The sequence below is a fragment of the Limosilactobacillus antri DSM 16041 genome (assembly GCF_000160835.1).
Classification (GTDB): domain Bacteria; phylum Bacillota; class Bacilli; order Lactobacillales; family Lactobacillaceae; genus Limosilactobacillus; species Limosilactobacillus antri.
Genome location: NZ_GG700732.1, coordinates 699,705 through 719,134 on the forward strand (window position 1 = coordinate 699,705; position 19,430 = coordinate 719,134).

Annotated in this window: 16 protein-coding genes, 2 tRNA genes and 1 pseudogene; 6 read left to right on the top strand and 13 right to left on the bottom strand. The window is 51.4% G+C overall.

All coding sequences use genetic code 11. The features are described 5' to 3' along the window. Positions 1–121 precede the first annotated feature (121 nt). The 4 genes from HMPREF0494_RS03405 to HMPREF0494_RS03420 form a co-directional block, all read right to left on the bottom strand. Positions 122–1,144, bottom strand: a complete 1,023-nt coding sequence (locus HMPREF0494_RS03405) for a serine hydrolase domain-containing protein (protein WP_007123532.1) — start codon at positions 1,142–1,144, stop codon at positions 122–124. Positions 1,145–1,361: 217 nt separating this feature from the next. After that, on the bottom strand, positions 1,362–3,197 hold the full coding sequence (locus HMPREF0494_RS03410) for an ABC transporter ATP-binding protein (RefSeq protein WP_007123533.1): 1,836 nt from the start codon (positions 3,195–3,197) through the stop codon (positions 1,362–1,364). Beyond that, positions 3,163–4,923, bottom strand: coding sequence for an ABC transporter ATP-binding protein (locus HMPREF0494_RS03415; RefSeq protein WP_007123534.1), 1,761 nt, complete (start codon positions 4,921–4,923; stop codon positions 3,163–3,165). Before HMPREF0494_RS03415 ends, HMPREF0494_RS03410 begins: the two co-directional genes overlap by 35 nt. Further along, a complete protein-coding gene (locus HMPREF0494_RS03420) occupies positions 4,920–5,393 on the bottom strand; it encodes a MarR family winged helix-turn-helix transcriptional regulator (protein ID WP_007123535.1) in 474 nt (157 codons plus the stop codon). Before HMPREF0494_RS03420 ends, HMPREF0494_RS03415 begins: the two co-directional genes overlap by 4 nt. 216 nt (positions 5,394–5,609) lie before the next feature. Here HMPREF0494_RS03420 and HMPREF0494_RS03425 point away from each other — a divergent pair, with 216 nt between their 5' ends. Then, positions 5,610–6,101, top strand: a complete 492-nt coding sequence (locus HMPREF0494_RS03425) for a hypothetical protein (protein WP_007123536.1) — start codon at positions 5,610–5,612, stop codon at positions 6,099–6,101. 285 nt (positions 6,102–6,386) lie between these two features. Here HMPREF0494_RS03425 and HMPREF0494_RS10930 read toward each other — a convergent pair. From HMPREF0494_RS10930 to HMPREF0494_RS03460, 7 genes and pseudogenes are all read right to left on the bottom strand, one after another. Then, a pseudogene (locus HMPREF0494_RS10930) lies at positions 6,387–7,038 on the bottom strand (SDR family NAD(P)-dependent oxidoreductase). 154 nt (positions 7,039–7,192) lie between these two features. Continuing rightward, positions 7,193–8,515, bottom strand: a complete 1,323-nt coding sequence (locus tag HMPREF0494_RS03435; RefSeq protein WP_007123539.1) for an APC family permease — start codon at positions 8,513–8,515, stop codon at positions 7,193–7,195. Between the two features lie 818 nt (positions 8,516–9,333). Further along, positions 9,334–9,406, bottom strand: a tRNA-Glu gene (locus HMPREF0494_RS03440). A gap of 198 nt (positions 9,407–9,604) precedes the next feature. Next, entirely contained in the window at positions 9,605–9,934 is a 330-nt protein-coding gene (locus HMPREF0494_RS03445) for a hypothetical protein (protein WP_007123540.1), read from the bottom strand. Between the two features lie 49 nt (positions 9,935–9,983). Further along, positions 9,984–10,844, bottom strand: a complete 861-nt coding sequence (locus HMPREF0494_RS03450) for an NAD(P)-dependent oxidoreductase (protein ID WP_007123541.1) — start codon at positions 10,842–10,844, stop codon at positions 9,984–9,986. Between the two features lie 117 nt (positions 10,845–10,961). Next, positions 10,962–11,032 (bottom strand) — tRNA-Gln (locus HMPREF0494_RS03455). A gap of 67 nt (positions 11,033–11,099) precedes the next feature. Beyond that, on the bottom strand, positions 11,100–11,579 hold the full coding sequence (locus tag HMPREF0494_RS03460; RefSeq protein ID WP_007123542.1) for a DUF7679 family protein: 480 nt from the start codon (positions 11,577–11,579) through the stop codon (positions 11,100–11,102). Between the two features lie 144 nt (positions 11,580–11,723). Between HMPREF0494_RS03460 and HMPREF0494_RS03465 the strand changes: the two genes are divergently transcribed. Both HMPREF0494_RS03465 and HMPREF0494_RS03470 read left to right on the top strand, forming a co-directional pair. Beyond that, positions 11,724–12,434: a matrixin family metalloprotease gene (locus HMPREF0494_RS03465; RefSeq protein WP_007123543.1), complete on the top strand. Its 711-nt coding sequence runs from the start codon at positions 11,724–11,726 to the stop codon at positions 12,432–12,434. A 129-nt stretch (positions 12,435–12,563) separates the two neighbouring features. Continuing rightward, the gene (locus HMPREF0494_RS03470) at positions 12,564–13,481 is read left to right on the top strand and encodes a DMT family transporter (RefSeq protein WP_007123544.1); all 918 of its coding nucleotides are present in this window, start codon (positions 12,564–12,566) and stop codon (positions 13,479–13,481) included. 229 nt (positions 13,482–13,710) lie between these two features. On the opposite strand, the gene HMPREF0494_RS03475 is transcribed toward HMPREF0494_RS03470, so the two are convergent. After that, on the bottom strand, positions 13,711–14,016 hold the full coding sequence (locus HMPREF0494_RS03475) for a winged helix-turn-helix transcriptional regulator (protein ID WP_040458725.1): 306 nt from the start codon (positions 14,014–14,016) through the stop codon (positions 13,711–13,713). A 124-nt stretch (positions 14,017–14,140) separates the two neighbouring features. Here HMPREF0494_RS03475 and HMPREF0494_RS03480 point away from each other — a divergent pair, with 124 nt between their 5' ends. Beyond that, positions 14,141–14,743 (top strand): nitroreductase family protein, encoded by a 603-nt coding sequence (locus HMPREF0494_RS03480; protein ID WP_007123546.1) that lies wholly within the window; start codon positions 14,141–14,143, stop codon positions 14,741–14,743. 83 nt (positions 14,744–14,826) lie between these two features. Here the strand turns inward: HMPREF0494_RS03480 and HMPREF0494_RS11585 are convergent, their stop codons facing one another. After that, positions 14,827–15,747, bottom strand: a complete 921-nt coding sequence (locus HMPREF0494_RS11585) for a helix-turn-helix domain-containing protein (protein ID WP_007123547.1) — start codon at positions 15,745–15,747, stop codon at positions 14,827–14,829. A 211-nt stretch (positions 15,748–15,958) separates the two neighbouring features. Between HMPREF0494_RS11585 and HMPREF0494_RS03490 the strand changes: the two genes are divergently transcribed. Continuing rightward, positions 15,959–18,013: a glycoside hydrolase family 31 protein gene (locus HMPREF0494_RS03490; RefSeq protein WP_007123548.1), complete on the top strand. Its 2,055-nt coding sequence runs from the start codon at positions 15,959–15,961 to the stop codon at positions 18,011–18,013. 12 nt (positions 18,014–18,025) lie between these two features. After that, positions 18,026–19,384 (top strand): SLC45 family MFS transporter, encoded by a 1,359-nt coding sequence (locus HMPREF0494_RS03495; protein ID WP_007123549.1) that lies wholly within the window; start codon positions 18,026–18,028, stop codon positions 19,382–19,384. Positions 19,385–19,430 lie beyond the last annotated feature (46 nt).

The window sequence follows — 19,430 nt, forward strand, 5'->3', positions numbered from 1 at the left end:
AAATTTTATTCACATTCGAGATAATTTATTAAATATCATAAACGCTTTGCAAATGCTTGTCAACGGCCAAGCTCTCCTTAAATAGCGGGCTAGCTGGTCCCTAGCCAGTAGTGAATAAAAATTAAGCCAATTGCATTTCTGCTAAGTAGGTGGCAAAGAGCTGGTCGCGCCGGTCCAGGTAGGCCTGATTGCGGGCGGTCGGGTGTACCCGATTGGTTAGAACAATCATTCCCTGGTCAGTCTGCCGGTCCAGAATCAGCCAAGTTCCCGTAAAGCCGGTGTGGCTAATCAGCAGGTGGTGATCAGCCGCGTGAGAATGAAGGAGTTTCCAGCCGAAGGAACGGCTGTGTGGCCCAGGAATCAGCGTTTGGTCACGGAAGAAGCTGGCCACCGTTTCGGGGGTCAACAGCCCGGCCAGGTTGCTTTCAATCAGGGCACGGCTGAATTGCTCCAGATCCGTCATGGTTGCGAACAGGCCGGCGCAGCCACAATGCTTACCTAAAATAAAGGCTTTCGGGTCATGGACGCTACCACGGATCAGTCCCCGGCCAGCCTGAATTTCGGTGGGAACACACCGGCTAGCCAGCGGCTGAAAGGTTGCCCCCGTCAGCTTCAGCGGACGGAGGACCCGTTCCGTAATCACCGTTTGGACCGCCTGGTGGCAAACCGCCTCAATAATCCAGCCAAGGTATAGAAAGTTAACGTCAGCGTAGCGAATCTGCCGGTTAAAAGAACTGTCTACCCGCTGCTGGCTGAGAAAGGCCTGCTTCAACTCCTGCGGCCCCAACTGGTCGCGGTGCGGGATATAGCCGCTGATCCCGGAAGTATGGGTCAGGAGGTGGCGAATGGTTGGCCGCTGGTCGCTAAACTGGGGCAAGTATTTTTGCACCGGGTCATCCAGGGCTAACTGGCCAGTTTGGACCAGCATCATAATGACCGGCACCGTCCCGACCACCTTAGTGAGGGAGGCCAAGTCATACTGCATGGCTGGCGTCAATACTTCTGGCATGGGCCGCGTTTGGGCGAACCCCCTGGTCTCACGAATTCTTTCTTGTCCCCGAAAAATTAGGTAGTTGATTCCTGGAACAATTCCGTCATCAGCCAGTGCGTTTAACTGGGCAACCGTTTTGGTAAAACGTTTCATCAATTATTCCCTTCTAAAAATAGGAAGCTGGGAGAAAACGGTTTTTTCTCGCTAGCCTTTTGCTAGTTCTTAACTATTACAAAGATAACGTGGAAAATAACCACAAGGCTAGTGTCTAACTACGAACGCTAGCCGGCCCGTACCGTGCCAACTATCGTCCTAGGTTAGCCATACGCCTTGTCGAGGAGGTTATTTCCCACTCTCTATCTTCTTTTTACTAAATATTATTACCAAGGAACTGACTGTTGTAAAGGTCAGCGTAGAAACCATTCTTCGCCATCAATTGATCGTGGTTCCCGGTTTCGATGATATGGCCGTGGCTGACGACCACAATCTGCTCAGCATTGCGAATGGTCGATAGGCGGTGGGCCACCACAAAGCTGGTCCGGTTCTTCTGCAAATCATTCATTGCCGTCTGGATCAGCGCTTCCGTCCGGGTGTCGACCGAACTGGTGGCCTCATCTAAAATCAAAATCTCCGGGTTGGCAAGGAAGGCCCGGGCAATCGTCAGGAGTTGCCGCTGGCCCTGCGAAATGTTGGATGCTGACTCGTTCAGTACGGTTTGGTAGCCATCCGGGAGTTCCCGGATAAAGCTGTCGGCATAGGCCATTTTGGCAGCCTGGTACACTTCTTCGTCACTGGCATCTTCACGCCCGTACTTGATGTTCTCAAAGATGGTACCAGTAAACAGCCAGGTATCTTGGAGGACCATCCCAATGTGCTTGCGCAGGTCGTCCCTGGTCATGGACCGGGTGTCCTGGCCATCGAGGTAGATATGGCCCCCTTGGACCTCGTAGAAGCGTTCCAACAGGTTGATGATCGTCGTCTTACCGGCACCGGTGGGACCGACGATCGCCACCATGTGGTTGGGCTGGGCCCGCAAGTTAAAGTCCTCAATCAGCGGCTCGTCGTTGTAGGAGAAACGGACGTCCCGAAACTCAATCTTGGGAACCGGCTCTTCGTTCAGTGGCTGGTTGGCAATCAGCTGGTTATCCATCTCCTCGGCATCGAGGACCGCAAAAATCCGTTCCGCCGACGCCACGGTCTGCTGGATGGTGCTGCTGAGGTTGGCAACCTGGGTAATCGGCTGGGAAAACTGGTTGGTGTACTGCAGGAAGGCCTGCACGTTCCCCAGTGTGACCTGCCCACGGATGACGGCCAGTGCCCCACCGACGGCCACTAACAGGTAGCCAAGGTTGCGGATGAAGTTCATCAGGGGAAAGATCAGGATGGAAAAGAACTGCGCCCGCCAAGCCGCCCGGTAGTAGTCATGGTTCTTCTGGGCAAACTGTACTTCTTCGTCTTGTTCCTTGTTAAAGGTCCGCACGATTGTGTGCCCGGCATAGGTTTCTTCAACCTGGCCATTGATCTTCCCTAGGGCTGCCTGCTGGCGGCTAAAGAGCCGCTGGGCGGTCGGGGCAACAAATGCAACGACCACCAGGCTCAGGGGAATCATTACCAGGGCCACAAGGGTCAGCTGCCAGCTGATTGACAGCATCAAAGCCAGGACCCCGACAAAGGTAATGCTGCTGGTCAGGATCTGGATCAGACTCTGCTGAAGGGTGCCGGCAATGTTGTCCATATCATTGACCATCCGGCTCATGATGTCACCGTTGCTATGGGTATCGTAGAATTTTACCGGTACCCGGCTGAGCTTTTGCTTGAGGTCCTGGCGCAAGGTGTAGACGACCCGCTGGGAAATCCGGGTCATGACCACCTGCTGGGCAAAGCTGAAGAGGCCGGAAAAGACATAGAGGAGGATTACGATGATCCCAATTTGCAAAATCCGGTGGAAGTCAATCGGCAAGCTGGTTAGGTGCTGGCCCGCCCGCATCTCGCGGTAGCCCTTCATGACCCCGTTGTAAATTACGGTCGTGGCCTCACCCAAAATCTTCGGTGCAATAATCGACAGGATGACGGACGTAATGGCAAGGATGATTGAAAAAATCACCCCCGCCCTCCACGGGCGCAGGTAGGCAATCAGGCGCCGGGTCGTTGGCCAGAAGTGCTTGGCCTTGCTAATCTTTTTGGGTCTGCGCTGCACGTTCTTCATCCCCTTTCTGAATTTGCGATTCAACGATCTGCTGATAGGTCTTGTTTTCCGCCCGCAATTCATCGTGGGTTCCCTGGCCGACGACCTCTCCTTCATCCAATACCAGGATCAGGTCAGCGTCGGCAACGGTCGAAACCCGCTGGGCGACGATTACCGTTACCGCTTGTTGAATCTGCGGGTCGTTGCGCAGGGCTAACCGGAGCTGGGCATCCGTCTTGAAGTCCAGGGCCGAGAAGGAGTCATCAAAGATGTAAATCGACGCCGGTTTAATCAGTGTCCGGGCGATGGCAAGCCGCTGGCGCTGCCCACCGGAAAAGTTGCTCCCGTCCTGCTCAACCGGTGCATCTAAGCCCCCCGCCGCTTTGACAAAGTCCGCGGCCTGGGCGATTTCCAAAGCGTGCCACATCTGGTCATCAGTGGCTTTTTCGTTGCCGAACTGCAAGTTGGAACGGATCGTGCCGGAGAAAAGGACCGCCTTTTGCTGGGTGATGGAGATGGCGGCGTGGAGGTCATGCTGGCTCAACCGTTTAATCGGCTGACCGTCAACCTTAATCTCGCCGCTTTCGATGTCAAACAGGCGGGGGATCAGGTTAACCAGGGTTGACTTCCCGGAACCAGTCCCACCAATAATCGCCAGGGTTTGGCCCGCTTTCACCCGGAAGTTGAGGTCGTGCAGGGCTAATTTTTCTGCTCCATCGTACCGGAAGTCAACGTGGTCAAAGCTCAGGCTCGCCGGCTGGCCAGCGGGAATCTGCACCTGCTGGTCGGCTGGAGCGTCGGCAACCGAAATCGGTTCTTCCAAAACGGCGTTGACCCGGGCGGCCGAGGCCGAGGCCCGGGGAACAAAGACGAAGATCATTGAGAGCATCATGAAGCTAATCATGATTTGGGTCGCGTAGGTCAGAAAGGCAATCAGGTTACCAACCTGCATGGTCATTCCCGCAATCAGGTGGCTACCGAGTAGGATGATGCCGACGTTGGTCAAACTGAGAATTAGGGTCATGACTGGGAAGAGGAAGGAGACCAGCGTGAAGGCCTTGATCCCGGTCTGGGTAGAGTCCTCGTTGGCTGCTTGAAAGCGGGCCTGCTCCCGGTGCTCTTCCCGGAAGGCCCGGATAACCCGGACGCCGGTCAAGCCCTCTCGAAAGACCAGGTTAATCCGGTCGGTCTTCTTTTGGATGCTCTTAAACAGCGGCACTGCTAGGTACATTACTACTAGCACGACAACTGCCAAGATCGGCAGGCTAATGAGGAAGACCCGGGTCAACCGTGGTTCTCGGACATAGGCCAGGACACAGGCCGCCACCAGCATGATTGGCGACTGGAGCATCATTCGGAGGACCTGGACCATGACGTTTTGGATTTGAACAATATCGTTAGTGGAACGAGTTATCAGTGAGGAATCACCAAATTGGTTAATTTCCTTACTGGAGAAGCGTAAAATTCGGTGGAAGATTTGCTGGCGAAGCTTCTCCCCCACCTGCATTGCCTGGGTAGCGGCAAAATAGACGTTTCCCGCCGCGGCTAATAGGCCGATTGCCGCCACTACCAGCATATAAATGCCGTCTTTCCAAATGTAAGCAAAGTTTCGCTGCATGATCCCTTTGTCCACCAGTTCGGAGGTTACCGTTGGCAGGTAGAGGTCGCAAGCGACTTGAATCAGGAGGAAGAGGACCGCTAAAGTGGTGGCCCAGCCAACGAGGTTCTTTTTGGCAATTTTAATCAAACTTTTGCACCCGCTTTCCGTTGCTTGGGTATTAGTTGGCCGTAGTGAGCGGCCAATTCATCATGAACTTTTTGCAGCACCTGCAAGAAGGTTGCCCGCTCCGCCGCCGAAACGTTTTGTAGCAGCTGTTGTTCAAATTTTTGCCGGGCCCGTAAGTTCTTTGCGTGCAGCTGGCGGCCCCGTGCGGTTAACTTTACGCGGACAATCCGGCGGTCCTGTTGGTCACGCCAACGTTCGACGAGCTGGTCCTTTTCGAGCCGTTCTAAGACTTCGCTAATCGAGCCGGGTTGCACGCGCGCCAGGTTGGCGAGTTCTCGTTGTGAGACGCCCTCGTTATTGGCAAGCAGGAATAGCAAGCGGCCCTGTCCGCGAAAGGTGGCCTGCTTGGCGAGCTGGGTTTGCGCGACCTGATGAATTTCACCAATTACACAGTAGAGCTGCTTGAAGAGTTGGTCATCAGTTATTTCCACGTCGATCCTCCTTATTAGTTCGGTACATAATCATTTGGTACTTAACGATTATGTAGTTTACTCTCCTTGGTGAAAAAAGCAAGAAGTTTAAAATAAAGTAACTAAAGTGTTACATAATTGTTGCAAAAGTATTACAATAGATGTGTAAAGAAATTATTAATTAACTATCAACTGACGTTCTAAACACTCAAATTTAGAGAATTGGGGGTTGTAATTATGATTACAATGAAGAAAAAAATCGTTAGCGGTTCTTTAGTTGCCTTGGTTGCGTTAGGGTTAGCTGGTTGTGCTAATAATAGTGCCGCCCCAAGTTCAAAGGTCAACCACCCCCAAACGGCTAAGGTTGCACAATCTTCAAGTAAGAAAGCCAGCTCCAGCGATGCCCAGGCTGCTAGCCAGAAGGCAGCCGTTTCAGCATCCAGCGTGAGCGCTAATACGCACACCAGTTATGCAGCCCAGCCCAACAGCAATGTCGACCAACAGGGTGCCGTAGTTAACCAATTCGTCAAGGCCAGCGGCGTAAATGGCCAGGGCATGCGCTACACGGTTAGCCAGCAGCCAAACAGCAAGGGCAATTACCAAGTGGAAGTCCGGGACAGCAACGGTGACCCGAACATTGCCCACCTGGACGGGATTTACCAATTCAATCCAGAAACTAATCAGGTTCAGACGATGAACCCGGTTAGCGGTCAGTACGAAAACAAGTAATTATTAATGGATGTACAAAGGGGCTGTGACATAAGTCCCTAATAATAAGCGGAGTTAGATGAAATTTTCGGATTTCATTTAACTCCGTTTTCCTTTAAAATATGTGTTAGTAAAAGAAAAAGACACCGACCAGCCCGTCGATGTCTTCAAAATACCCTCGAAAGGATATATAAAACAAAGGAAGAACCGCTCAGAATTTCAAATGAAATTCCGAACGGTTCTCTTAGTTTAAAGGACTTATGTCACAGCCCCTTTGCATACAATTCTTCTACCAACACCCGCACATTAAATAAACTGTACACCACCGTCAATCTGTACGGCCTGGCCAGTCATGTAATCCGACTTGGTAAATGTAATCCCACATGTCGGTGCCGACGATCCCTGGGCAGTAAGCATTAACGGTGATGTTGTACTTAGCCAATTCCTTAGCGGCGACTTGGGTTAACCCCCGGATAGCAAACTTAGTGGAAGAGTATGCTCCCAGTAATTCATAGCCGATGTGACCGGCAATACTTGAAGCGTTAATAATCTTCCGGATTTTATCACCGTCATCCTGCTTCTTAAATTGCGCGGCAGCAGCCTGCATTCCGAATAACACACTGTCCACGTTGGCCGCATAGATCTTGTGGAAATCTTCTGCCGATTCGTCAATCAAGTTACCAATTTAAGCAATCCCGGCATTGTTAATATAAGTGTCCAAGTGGCCGAAATTATCAACCGCCGTCTTAATCAGCATTTCGTGCGTTTCCTTCTTCGAAACATCACCTGCAGCGGCAACCACTTGATAGCCCTTATCAGCTAATTCCTTAGCAGTCTTTTCCACCTGTTCCTGGTGGAAATCGTTAATCACCATTGCGTAATCATCTTCGCCCAATTGTTCCGCAATATCTTTACCGATACCACGACAGCTACCAGTTAATAACAGCAACCTTTTGATTGTTAGCTATAACAAACACTCTCTTTCTCAATAGAGTATGTTCATAATTGCACAAATTCACGTAATTACAAGCAAACGGTTTATCCAGATACGAGAAGACTTCCCAGCCTCACTAAAAAAGACCACCCACCTCCGTGAGCAGCCTCGACAAAATTTAATTAATCCCCTTTTTCTTCTGCATGTAGTAATAAATTGGTACACCGATCAGCGTAATTACGATTCCGATAGCGGTGGTAACGAACTGCTGAATCAGGGTACTAATTAGTATAAAGGTCCCACCGACCAAAGCAATCAGGGGAATGATTGGATACAGCGGCACCTTGTACGGCCGGTGAAGGTCAGGACGGGTCTTCCGCATCTTCATCACGCCCACAAAGACCATGCAGTAGAAGAACCAAATAACAAAAATCAGCATGTTGGTAATGGCATCAAACTGGCCAGACAGCATCATCAGGCAGGCGATAACGTACTGAACAATGCCAGAAGCCCAAGGAACCCCTGCACGGTTCAGCTGTGCGAAGAACCTGCTAAAAGGCAACGAACCCTTCTTGCCCATCGCGTACGGCACCCGCATTCCAGTCATCGTATAACCGTTCATACCACCATATACGGATACTAAGATCCCGGCAGTGACGATCTTTCCGCCAATGCCACCAAAAATCTTATCAGCCGCTTCCATCGACACGTTTAAGTTCCCAGCAATCTGGTGAAGCGGAACAACAAAGTAGAAGACGGCATTGACCAGCAGGTAGGCAATAATGACAATCGTCAAACCAACCGCAATCGCCCGCGGTAGGTCCCTTTGCGGGTTCTTCATTTCACCAGCTAGTGTCCCCACGTGGATCCAGCCATCATATGCAAACATAGTGGCGAGCAAGGCGGTTCCCAGTGCACCCCAGAACTCGCGATGAGCCCCGGCCTGAATTGGGAACAGGCGGAAGTCCACGTTTCCTGGTTGCAGGAAACCAAAAATTACGATTACTCCCAGTGCCGCCAATTTAATAATCAGGGTAATCGAACTAACTACCCCACCGCACTTGGCACTGATAAAATTAAGCAGCGCAACTGACAGCGACGTAATCATCCCGACCGGAACGATCCACGAGTCCGTTAAATGAAAGAGACCTGTGAATTGTGTCCCAAAGGCAATCGCAAACGCTGCCACGTTGGCCGGCATATAGACAATTCCGTAGGCCCAGCCTGAAATGAATCCCCAGAATTTGCCAAACGGCTCTTCTATATACCGAACAATTCCACCGGTTTCTGGAAATATTGCCGCAACTTCCGCGGCCGTCAAACCGGCACATAAGTTAATAATTCCACCGAGCAGCCACGCAAATAGCGCCAAACTGATTGACATCGTCGCCGTCGTTACAGCGGAGGCTTTGAAGAACACCCCGGTCCCGATAATCGTTCCGGCAACCGTTGATAAAGCCGCCCCAAACCCAAGTGATTTTTTCATGTTACTCTCTGCCATTGTTACACCTCTTATGCACAAATAAATACCAAAATTACATTAAATTTAATTATACCATTTTCAATATTCAACATTTTTTATTCTAAAAGATAAATACTATCAGGGATAGTCATCAATAGGAACAACATTTCATCTACACATATTTAATATTGTTTCATTCAGTAGTAATTATAGCAAATCAAGAAGACAATTAAAAGTGGTGCTGATAAGTTCTATAATTTAATACTTGCGTCTTAATTAGTGTGGGCTATCACTCACTAACCATGCTATATGTTCACGGCTGTGGACTGGCCGATTTTCTTGAGTCTATCACAGTCTACTATGCTTAGATAAGCTAGCAGAATCAAGGTTGCAGAAAGTTATAAACACACTTTTCACACAGGTTTACAATCTGAAAAAGGAAGGCAGTATCTCAAGGCTCTCAATTTCATCATCGCGACTTTTAGTAGCATTTATATTTTCTCACATCTTTTAAGTTTCAGTAGGATATTTATTATTAACAAGTGCACTTGGTCAAGCGCCATATGCCCCTCAATGATTTCTACAATTTTGTACCTAGATAGCCACTTCGTATAGGCTAAATTGTCTAATTTATTAATTCACATCTTTTTCCTTACTCAATTTTGGCTTGAACAACTACACTTTAAGACAAAAGAGGCCTTTATATATAATTCTTATCACCCACATGGCAGGTGATTTTTACTTTCGTATACTCAACTAAATTTAAAAAGGCGCAAAAGAAAAAAGATTGATGTACAAAACAACGCACATCAATCTTTCAGATTACCGTTATATCAGTATTTTTATTGATATATAAATCACCCGCACGGGGATCGAACCCGTAACTCCGCCTTGAGAGGGCGACGTCTTAACCAATTTGACCAGCGGGCAATAACGTACAAAAAGTATTATACGTTATCCAACCATTTAATGTCAATTACTTTTCCAATTAATTCATGGCACTTATCAATCCTCGCTAATTTAGCGCCGAACTGCTTGCACAAATAATAAGCATTGCGCCTTAAAGCTATTCTTCACAACCGCAATCCGCCTTCTCTCGCACACCGCTCCCCACTCCTGACTGATCGATTATTCATAGGAAAGCTCTAACATATAAAGATGGCGCTGGGGCAAGTGGGCAGTCGTTACCCAGGCATCACGATAACTCCTAGCGCCGCCATCCGTCATCCGGAAATAGTAGTCCAGCAGGTCACCGTTTTTTGCCACAAAGTCGTTTGACAAGCGATTAACCATCAGCCGCATATCCGGAAAGTAAAACCCACTATCCGCTATTTTCAGTTCATCCGTAAAGAAAAGCAGGACGGTATTAGTATAGCGGGTTTGAACCTCTTCAATCAGCTCCGGATGGTTTTTGAGCTTGGTCAGAACATAATAAATTGAATCAGAATTACTTGCCATTTTCCTCTCCTCATATCAAATCAGCCTACAGCAGAGCGACAGAAGCCAGCTAATGCCACCACAGCTTCACCAGCGCCTGCGTGCCGTCATCCCCCAGGCCATCTCGCTCTACCAGCAGCTCATACAACCGCTTCGCCTCAGCAGTTGCCGGCAAGTGCAAGCTCTCCCGTTCCGCCTCGTCCAACGCAATTCTAAGGTCCTTCAGGAAGTGTTTAGCGAAGAAGCCCGGCGTATAATCGTCCCGTAAAATCCGCGGAGCATAGTTGCTAAGGCTCCAATTAGCTCCCGCGCCACTGCCCACCGTCTGGACAACTTCTTCCAAATCTAACCCAGCCCGTTTGGCATACACCAGCATTTCACTCATCCCGGTCATCGTTCCGGCAATCATAATCTGGTTAGCCATTTTAGCATGCTGGCCACTACCGGCCGGGCCAAAATAATGCTGTGAACTGCTAAACTGTTTCAATACTGGCATAATCTTGTCCACCACGGCTTGCCGGCCGCCCAGCATCACCGTTAGCGTCCCCTTCCGTGCACCCACGTCGCCGCCAGATACGGGAGCGTCAACCACCTGGGCTGCCGCCTGGGCCAGCTTTTTCGCCAGGCGCGGGCTGCTGGTCGTCATATCCACCAGGACCTGATCCGCAGTCGCCACCGACAGAATACCATCTGAGCCATAGTAGACCTGCTCCACGTCAGCGGGAAAACCGACCATCGTGAAAACAATCTCGTTGCCAACAGTGGCCGCCGCCGGACTGGCCGCCCACTTAGCGCCGTTGGCGATAACTGATGCGGCGTGTTCCCTTGTCCGGTTGTACACCGTTACATCATTGCCCTGCCGCAGGAGGTTGTTAATCACGCCGGTTCCCATGACCCCCGTTCCGATAAAACCGATTTTCACTATGATCATCCCTTCATGAAGATATTTACTAACATTTTACCAGTTTCCCAGTGGACCAGGCCAGCTAACCGTTGGTACGAAAAAAGTCCTATCAAACCATCGCTGATTTAATAGGACCAATCAAGATTGGGAATACTGGGTTCGAACCAGTGATCAAGGATTCAGAGTCCTTTGCCTTACCGCTTGGCCAATTCCCAATTACGTTGCCATGCAACGATATTTACTATACTAGCAAATCCACTTTTCGTCAACCATTTTTTCAAATTAATTTTCCTGTTTTTTGAACCGCGCCTCCTGCTTGGCAATCAAAGCGCGGGTTTGCGCGATAACTGCGGGGTGGTGACGGCCATTTTGCCAAAAATCAACGTCGGCCTTGATCTGTTCCTGACTCGACTGGGCATAATCATGCCGCAGAAAATTATAATTAGCCGCCGTACTCTGTTTTTCCCAAATTGCGGCCATAATGAACTGACTCCGGGTTCGTTGCAGCCCCTGAACCACCGCATCTCCCTCGTCGTGAGCGGCCACCGCCACCACTTCCGCCGTCGCAATTGGCGGTTGTACACTATCGTCCGGCAGGTATGGCGCCACCGGGACGTTGATCAGCGCTTTAAGCATCACTTCCTGCCAATTTTCCCGGGTTGCGTAGCGATGGGCCAGGCCGGGCTCGACATCGTTTGCCAATAAATACCGCCGTTCCTCGCCCCAGCTTAACTTCACCTGCACTGTAAATACGGTTGCCATCGTCGACCCCTCCTTAAAATTTCAGTGATATTATACCGCAGCCCGGGGCAGGATGCTCAGTCATTCGCAAATTTTATTACGGACCGGCGAAAGAATGGACTATTAGCGTTAATTCTCTTAAACTAATACTATCCAAAAAGGGGGATGAAAATTATCAAACGCCGCCACTTTCTACTGAGCTTATTTTACTGCGTACTTTTTATCTGGCTGATTGCGCTTTACCAAAGCAGTCCCGTCTTCCAGCAGGGAATCGATACGGGCATTCTGCGTACCCAGCAGCAAATTAGCCGGCTCCTCGGCCACCAGCTGGCCGCCAAACCCCATTCGGCCGTTCAAACCAAACAGGCGGATGAGGTAACTGACGGCCGGTGGCCAGAAAATAGCACCACCATCTACGTTGACCTCAACAACCCCACCCTGCGCACCGCCACCACCGAAGCAATCAACCAGTGGAACCAGACCGGCGCATTCACCTTTCGCCCGGTACAAAACAAGGCCGACGCCAACATCGTGGTAACCGCGGTCGACCAGCAGCAAAACGGTGCGGCCGGCCTGACCAATACCAAAACGGATTCGGCCACCGGCTACCTATTACACGCGGACGTCCAATTAAACGCCGGCTACCTGCTCAACGCTAACTACGGCTACTCTCCCCAACGAATCGTCAATACGGCCGAACACGAACTCGGCCACGCAATCGGGCTCCAACACACCAGCACTGCCTCTGTAATGCAGCCAGCTGGATCCTTCTACCCAATCCAGCCCGGCGACGTTGCAGCCGTTAAGCAGCTCTACCAAAAGCGGCCCCACCCCGCTGGCCAGCAAGCGTCCCCGCGTGGAAGCCAACAGCAATAGCTCCCGCCCAGCTGCAAGGCTAGCTCCACCTTTACTGGTGCCACCCCTCTTCCATTCTACGAGCCTGCCGTGTTCACGAGTATGTTAGAATAGCCAGTGGGTAAATTTATAGATAGTGAGTGAATACGCATGAACAATAAAAAAGCATTAGGAATTGCCATGGTGATTACCGCCTGCACCTTTTGGGGAATTTCGGGGCTGTTTGCCAAGGGGCTCTTTAACGCCAGCTCGTCGATCACTTCCCTCTGGGTGACCCAGAGCCGGATGACTGCCGCCGGAATCCTTTTGGTCCTCTTCAGCCTGGTCAAGGGCGACCATCCCTTCCGGATTTTTAAAAGCCCCCACGATACCTGGGTAATCTTTTCTTACGGGATTTTTGGCCTGGTGCCGGTCCAATTCGCCTACTTCATGGTCGTCCAGTACGGGAACGCCTCCATCGCGACCATCTTGCAGTTTGTCGGTCCCTTCTTCATCATTGCCTACCAAGCAGCGTTTCGTCACATTCCGCCGCGGCGAATTGAAATCATTTGCGCAATCATTGCCTTCATCGGGGTCTTCACGATTGCCACCCACGGGCGGTTCAACAAGCTGGCCGTTACCCCAGCCATCTTGATTTGGGGCCTGATTTCAGCAATCGGGGTCGCCACTAACACCCTGATCCCGCAGAAAATGCTCCGCGAAGGACGGGTCCCATCCCTGGTGATTACCGCTTGGGGACTGCTCTTCTCCGGGATCGTCCTGCTGGCCCTCCATCCGGCGCAGCCGCACGTTCCGAACATACCGGTTGTGTGGTTCTGCTGGCTTGGGGTCCTGGTTATCGGTACCCTGATTCCCTTCCAGCTCGCCAACAATGCCCTGAAATACATCGATGCGACAACCTTCAGCCTGATGGACGCCTTTGAACCGCTCTCCGCGACGATTGGGTCCGTCCTGATCTTCCACCTTAACATGACCGGCGCTGACATCATTGGCTCAATCTTGGTTATCGTCGCCGTCCTGGCATTAAATATCCGGATTCCCAATCATGTCCCGGGAAATAAAAATTAAGCATACGGGTTGCCAATGATCATGCAACCCCTTTAACAAGTAAAAAGCGAACAGCGCAATACACAATGAGCTCCAGCTCGGCAAAACCGGGCTGGAGCTCTATTTGTGCTTTCTAAAGACTAGCTGCGCGTCGACGGGGGTGTGAAAACGAAGTTATAAATGACTTCTGTCCCTTTCGCCCTCGTTTTAGTTCCGAATATTCCAAAGATATCACGTGGCCCCAAATGGGCTAAACGCTACCCCACTTCTGCATTTCCTCAATCACCGGCCGGAGCTGGCGGCCCCGCGGTGTCAGTGAGTAACTGGTCCGTACCGGGACGGTGGCCGTAACCTCCTTTGCAACAATTCCCGCCTTGACCAGGTCGTTTAGCTGCAGGGCCAGCATTCGCCGGGAGCAGCCGGGTAGCCGTTTTTCCAGTTCGTTAAACCGGCACTGTCCGTGTTCTAGCAGGGTCATAATGATGGGCCCTTTCCACTTGCCCGCAATTTGCTGCAGGGTCTGATCGATCGGGCAGTTCTCGATTGCCTTCGCCATTTGCAAGCCCCCCTCTAGGTTTAATTTTAGCATAAGTGTCTTAGTGAAAAATAATTCACGTCTTGCTGATTATTGATTTTAGTTTACTATTAGTAAGTAATAATTAACAGGAGGAAGTTCAGTCATGAAATCAAACTTTAACCAACTCGCTGCTCAGCGGCGGTCCATCTACGCCCTCGGAAAGAATGTCACCGCGACACCCGAGGAAATCTATCAACTGGTAACAACGGCAGTTCGTAATTCGCCAAGCGCCTTCAACAGCCAACCAGTCCGGGCCGTGGTCTTATTTAACCAGGCCAGCAACCAGGTTTGGGAAATCGTTGCGGAAGCATTGGCAAAAGTCGTCACTGACCCAGCCGCCTTTGAACAAACAAAGCAAAAAATCGCCAGCTTCCGGGCTGGTATCGGTACCGTTTTGTTCTTAACGGACACTGCCAGCGTGCACAAGCTGGAGGAGCAGTTTCCTGCCTATGCAGATAACTTTGCTGACTGGGCGGAGCAGGCAATTGGCGGCAGCCAGCAGGCGGTATGGACGGCCCTGGCCGAACAAGGGATTGGCGCTAGCTTACAACACTATAACCCGCTGATTGATGATGCCATCCACCAGGCCTTTGACTTGCCAGCGGACTGGCAGCTTAGGGCAGAAATGCCGTTCGGTTCGATCGAAGGCCCGGCTGGTGATAAAGAGTACCTGGAGGAAAAACAAGTCTTCAAACTGATCAAATAACAACCAAAAACGTCTTAAGCCAAACACCCGCAGGTGACCTAATAGTCGCTTGCGGGTGTTTGGCTTATTCGTGATTGCTCCATCTACTGCCGTCTTTCGCGGGTCTTAGTGTCATTCAGGAGGAAGTCGCCCATGTACTGCTGCCGGTACTGGGTCGGCGTTTGGCCCAGCTGTTTTTTGAAGCAGCGCAGAAAATACTTTTCGTCATTAAAGCAGGCCTGGTCCGCAATCAGCTTGAGGGGCAGGTTTGACTTCAGGAGGAGTTCACACGCGATGTCCAGCTTTTTCTGCAGGATCAGCCGGGAAGCCGTCATCCCGGTCTCCTTTTTAATCAAGCGGCTCACGTAACGATAATTCATCCCAAAATGTTCTGCCAGTCCCCGCACCGTCAATTCAGCGGTTAAATGGCTCCCGAGCCAGTCGATGATCTCTGTCGCCTTGGGATTAACCCGCGTCAAATGGTGGAGTCCGGTAACAAAATCGTTGGTGATCTCAAGCATCAGCTCGGTAATCGCATACGATGGTAACGCCTCCGTATAGTAGTTCCCGCGAATCAATAAAAGGGTCTGCAAACACAGCGTATTGATCCGGTTAAATTCCCGAATCTGATAATACTGTGGCAAAATCACGTTATTGGCCAGCCGGCCCAAATCGTGGCGGTCACGAATTGCCGTTGTTACCTGCTGGTCAGTAACCCGCTCTTCTCCATCCTTGGGCAAAAACTGAATCCAGTAAATAGTAACCGGACCGGTACCACCCACCAGTTCCAGTTTGGTATGGGGCGCCACTAGCAGGCAAGTTCCCCGCCTGAGCAGCTGCCCTTGCCGCTCCCAGCTCACCCGACACTGCCCACCGGCACAAACCAGCAATTCATAGGCGTCCCCCAGTTCAAATCGTTTAGGCGTCTCCTCCCTATCGAGGACGAGTTGACCCGAAGCATAGTGGTGGAATGGCCGGTCACTATTAAAGAGGTATACGTCATAGTTACTTTTGTCCACTTGCATGGATATTCGCCCCCACATTTAGTTACTTTCAAGCACTATTACCCGCTCAAATTGCCACTTATGTCCAAAGTACCATTCATTTTGCACCTTTTCGTCCATTAAAGCGGTTACATTCAATTTCAGAAAAAGGTTTAATTATTCTTGTAAGTTGATTTAGGCAATCAACTCTTCAGCAATTATTATAGCAGATTGAGCGAAAGGAAGCTTTTCTATGGCAGTAATGAAAAAAATGGCGAACGGCCTGTACTGGGAGCACGCGGCTGAACAGGTTCTCATCCAACCGTGGGGCAAAGACAGTCTGCGTTTTCGGGTAACCAAGAACAGCAAGTTTACATCTCACCAGGACTGGGCGTTAGCCTATTCTAAAGAACACACTGGCAACTGCAACCAAATTAAGATCGACGAGGCGGCGAACAGCTGCGCCATCAGCAACGGTCACATCACCGCTAGTATTAACCAATTTGGCTGGCTGACCATCACCAACCGGGACGGCAAGGTCCTCCTTAAGGAGCGCTGGCAGGTTAAGCCCGGTGGCAAGAAGACCAGTCCCCTGGGCATCCCCGGTCGGGAACTCAAACCGATCATTGGTGGGGACTACCAGGCAACCATGCGGTTTGAAGCCGTCGACGGCGAAAAAATTTACGGGATGGGCCAGCGGCAGGAAAAGCAGCTCAACTACAAGGGCTGCATCCTCGAATTGGCCCAGCGCAATACCCAGGCCACCGTTCCCTTCGTCCTCTCTAACCGGGGTTACGGCTTCTTATGGAACAATCCGGCGATCGGTCAGGTAACCTTCGCCAATAACGAAACCAAGTGGGAGGCCAAGGACACCGACCAGCTTGACTTCTGGGTCACCGCTGCCGACTCCCCGGCACAGATCGTCGAAAACTACACGGCCGCCACGGGGAAGGTCCCGATGATGCCCAAATTTGCCAGCGGCTTTTGGCAATGCAAACTCCGCTACAAGACCCAGGATGAGTTGCTGAAGGTAGCCCACGAATACAAGGACAAGGGGCTGCCGATCAACGTCATCGTCATTGACTTCTTCCACTGGCCAAACCAGGGGGAGTGGAAATTCGATCCCAAGTACTGGCCGGATCCGAAGGGGATGGTCGACGAGCTGAATAAGATGGGAATCAAACTGATGGTTTCCATCTGGCCAACGGTCGACGTTAACAGTAAAAACTATGACGAGATGAATGACAAGGGCTACCTCGTCCGGTCCGAGCGGATGTACCAGGATTCTTACCACTTCATGGGCAACGAAACCTTCTTCGACGCCACCAATCCGGGTGCCCGCAAGTACGTCTGGGATAAGGCCAAGCAAAACTACTACGATAACGGTGTCCGGATGTTCTGGCTCGACGAAGCGGAACCGGAATATGGCTTCATGTACGACTTCGACCACTTCCGCTACTACCAGGGACCAGCACTCAAGCTCAGCAACGTCTACCCGCTTGATTATGCCAAGGCCTTTTATGAGGGTCAGCAGGCCGCCGGGCAAAAAGACATCGTTAACCTCGTCCGCTGTGTCTGGGCCGGCAGCCAAAAGTACGGGGTCGTCCTCTGGTCTGGCGACGTCCACTCGACCTTTGAGTCGCTGCAAAAGCAGGTGGTCGCTGGGCTAAACGCGGGCTTATCTGGCATTTCCTGGTGGACTACCGATATCGGTGGTTTTACCGGTGGCAACGTCCATGACCCTCACTTCCACGAGCTGCTCACCCGCTGGTTCCAGTTTGGGACCTTCTGCCCGGTCATGCGCTTGCATGGTTTCCGGGAGCCCGCCGAGCAGACGATTGAACACGCCGACCGGATGTTTAACCAGCCATTTGGCAGCGGTGCTTTCAACGAAATCTATAAGTACCCGCGGCCGACTTACCGGATTCTCCGGAAGTACCTCTTCATGCGGGAAGCCATTCGGCCTTACGTAATGGACCAGATGAAGAAGGCCCATGAGGACGGCACACCAGTCATGCGGCCGCTCTTCTACGATTTCGCTAAGGACGACCAGACCTGGGATATTTCCGACGAGTACCTGTTTGGCCCCGACGTCCTGGTTTCACCAATCCTCCATGCCGGCCAAACCAAACGAGACGTTTACCTGCCGGCCGGCGAGGACTGGATCGATGTGCAAACGAAGGAAAGCTACCACGGCGGCCAAACCGTCACCGTCGACTGCCCGATCGACACGATTCCGCTCTTTACCCGTGCCAGTCACCCGTTGAACAGCCTCTTGAACTTTACGGTTCCCACCGCTAAGGACTAGGGGGTGCTAACGATGAGTAATAAAAAGACAAAACAGGTCAACCTTGACGCCGGCCTGCCTGACCTCTCCAAGTGGGTGATTTTCTCCATTACCTTTGGCTTTCTCGGGATCAACATGGGCTTTTCGCTCCAAAGCTCGCAAATGAGCCGGATTTTCCAGTCCATCGGGGCCAACCCGAACAGCCTGGGCTTCTTCTTTATCTTTCCCGGACTGATGGGGATGATCGTCCAGCCCTTGATTGGCAAATACTCTGACCGCACCTGGAACCGCTTCGGACGGCGGATGCCCTACCTCCTATTTGGGGCACCAATTGCGGCCCTAGTGCTCTTAATGCTACCGTTCTCTGGTTCACTCGGCTTCGGCTACGGCTCGATGGCCGCAATGGTCTTTGCTGCCTTTGCCGTCTGCTTCATGGACCTGTTCAACAACATCTGTATGCAGCCCTTCCGGATGATTGTCGGTGACATGGTCAACAACAAGCAGAAGAACTTCGCCTGGTCCCTCCAGCAAATCTTCTTCAACGGTGGGGGCATCCTGGCCTCCCTGCTGCCCTTTATCTTCACCGCTTGTGGAATGCACAACACGGCCAAGCGGGGGGTGGTCCCAGATACCGTTATCTACGCTTACGTAGTCGCCGCGGCCGTTTTGCTGATTACCAGTATGTGGACCGTCTTTAACGTTAAGGAATACGACCCGCAAACCTACGCCAAGTACCACGGGATCAACCCCCAGGACAACCAGAAGTCAGTCAGCCTCTGGCACCTTGTCAAGGTCGCACCCCGCGCCTTCTGGGAATTATGCCTAGTACAATTCTTCAGCTGGGTCGGCATCATGTACGTTTGGACTTATTCGACTGGGACACTTGCTAAGAACGTCTGGCACACCACTAACCCCACCAGTGCTGGCTTTCAAGCGGCCGGGAACTGGTACGGAGTCCTAACCGCTATCCTCAGTATCGCTGGGATCTGTTGGGGCTTCCTCTACTCCCACGCCAAGACGACCACCCGAAAAAAGTGGTACGCCACCGGTCTCGTGCTCGGCGGCAGCGGGTTAATCATGGTTTCCCTCGTCCACGATAAGTGGCTGACCGTCCTGGCCTTCATCCTCTTTGGAATCTGCTACTTCACGATTCACACCCTGCCCTTTACCCTGTTGACGTCTTCGCTCAATGGTGAGAACGAAGGGGCCTACATCGGGCTCTTCAATATCGGCATCTGCCTGCCGCAAATTGTGGCCTCCCTGCTCAGCTTTATCATCTTTCCACTAGTTGGCCACAGCCAGCCGATGATGATGCTAATTGCCGGCATTTCGCTTTTCTGCGCCGCCATCGCAGTTCGGGGAATTCACGAGGGGGTTGCCGTTAAAGAGTAAAGTTGATATAAGAAAACGCTGGTGGTGAGTGAAAACTCTCCACCAA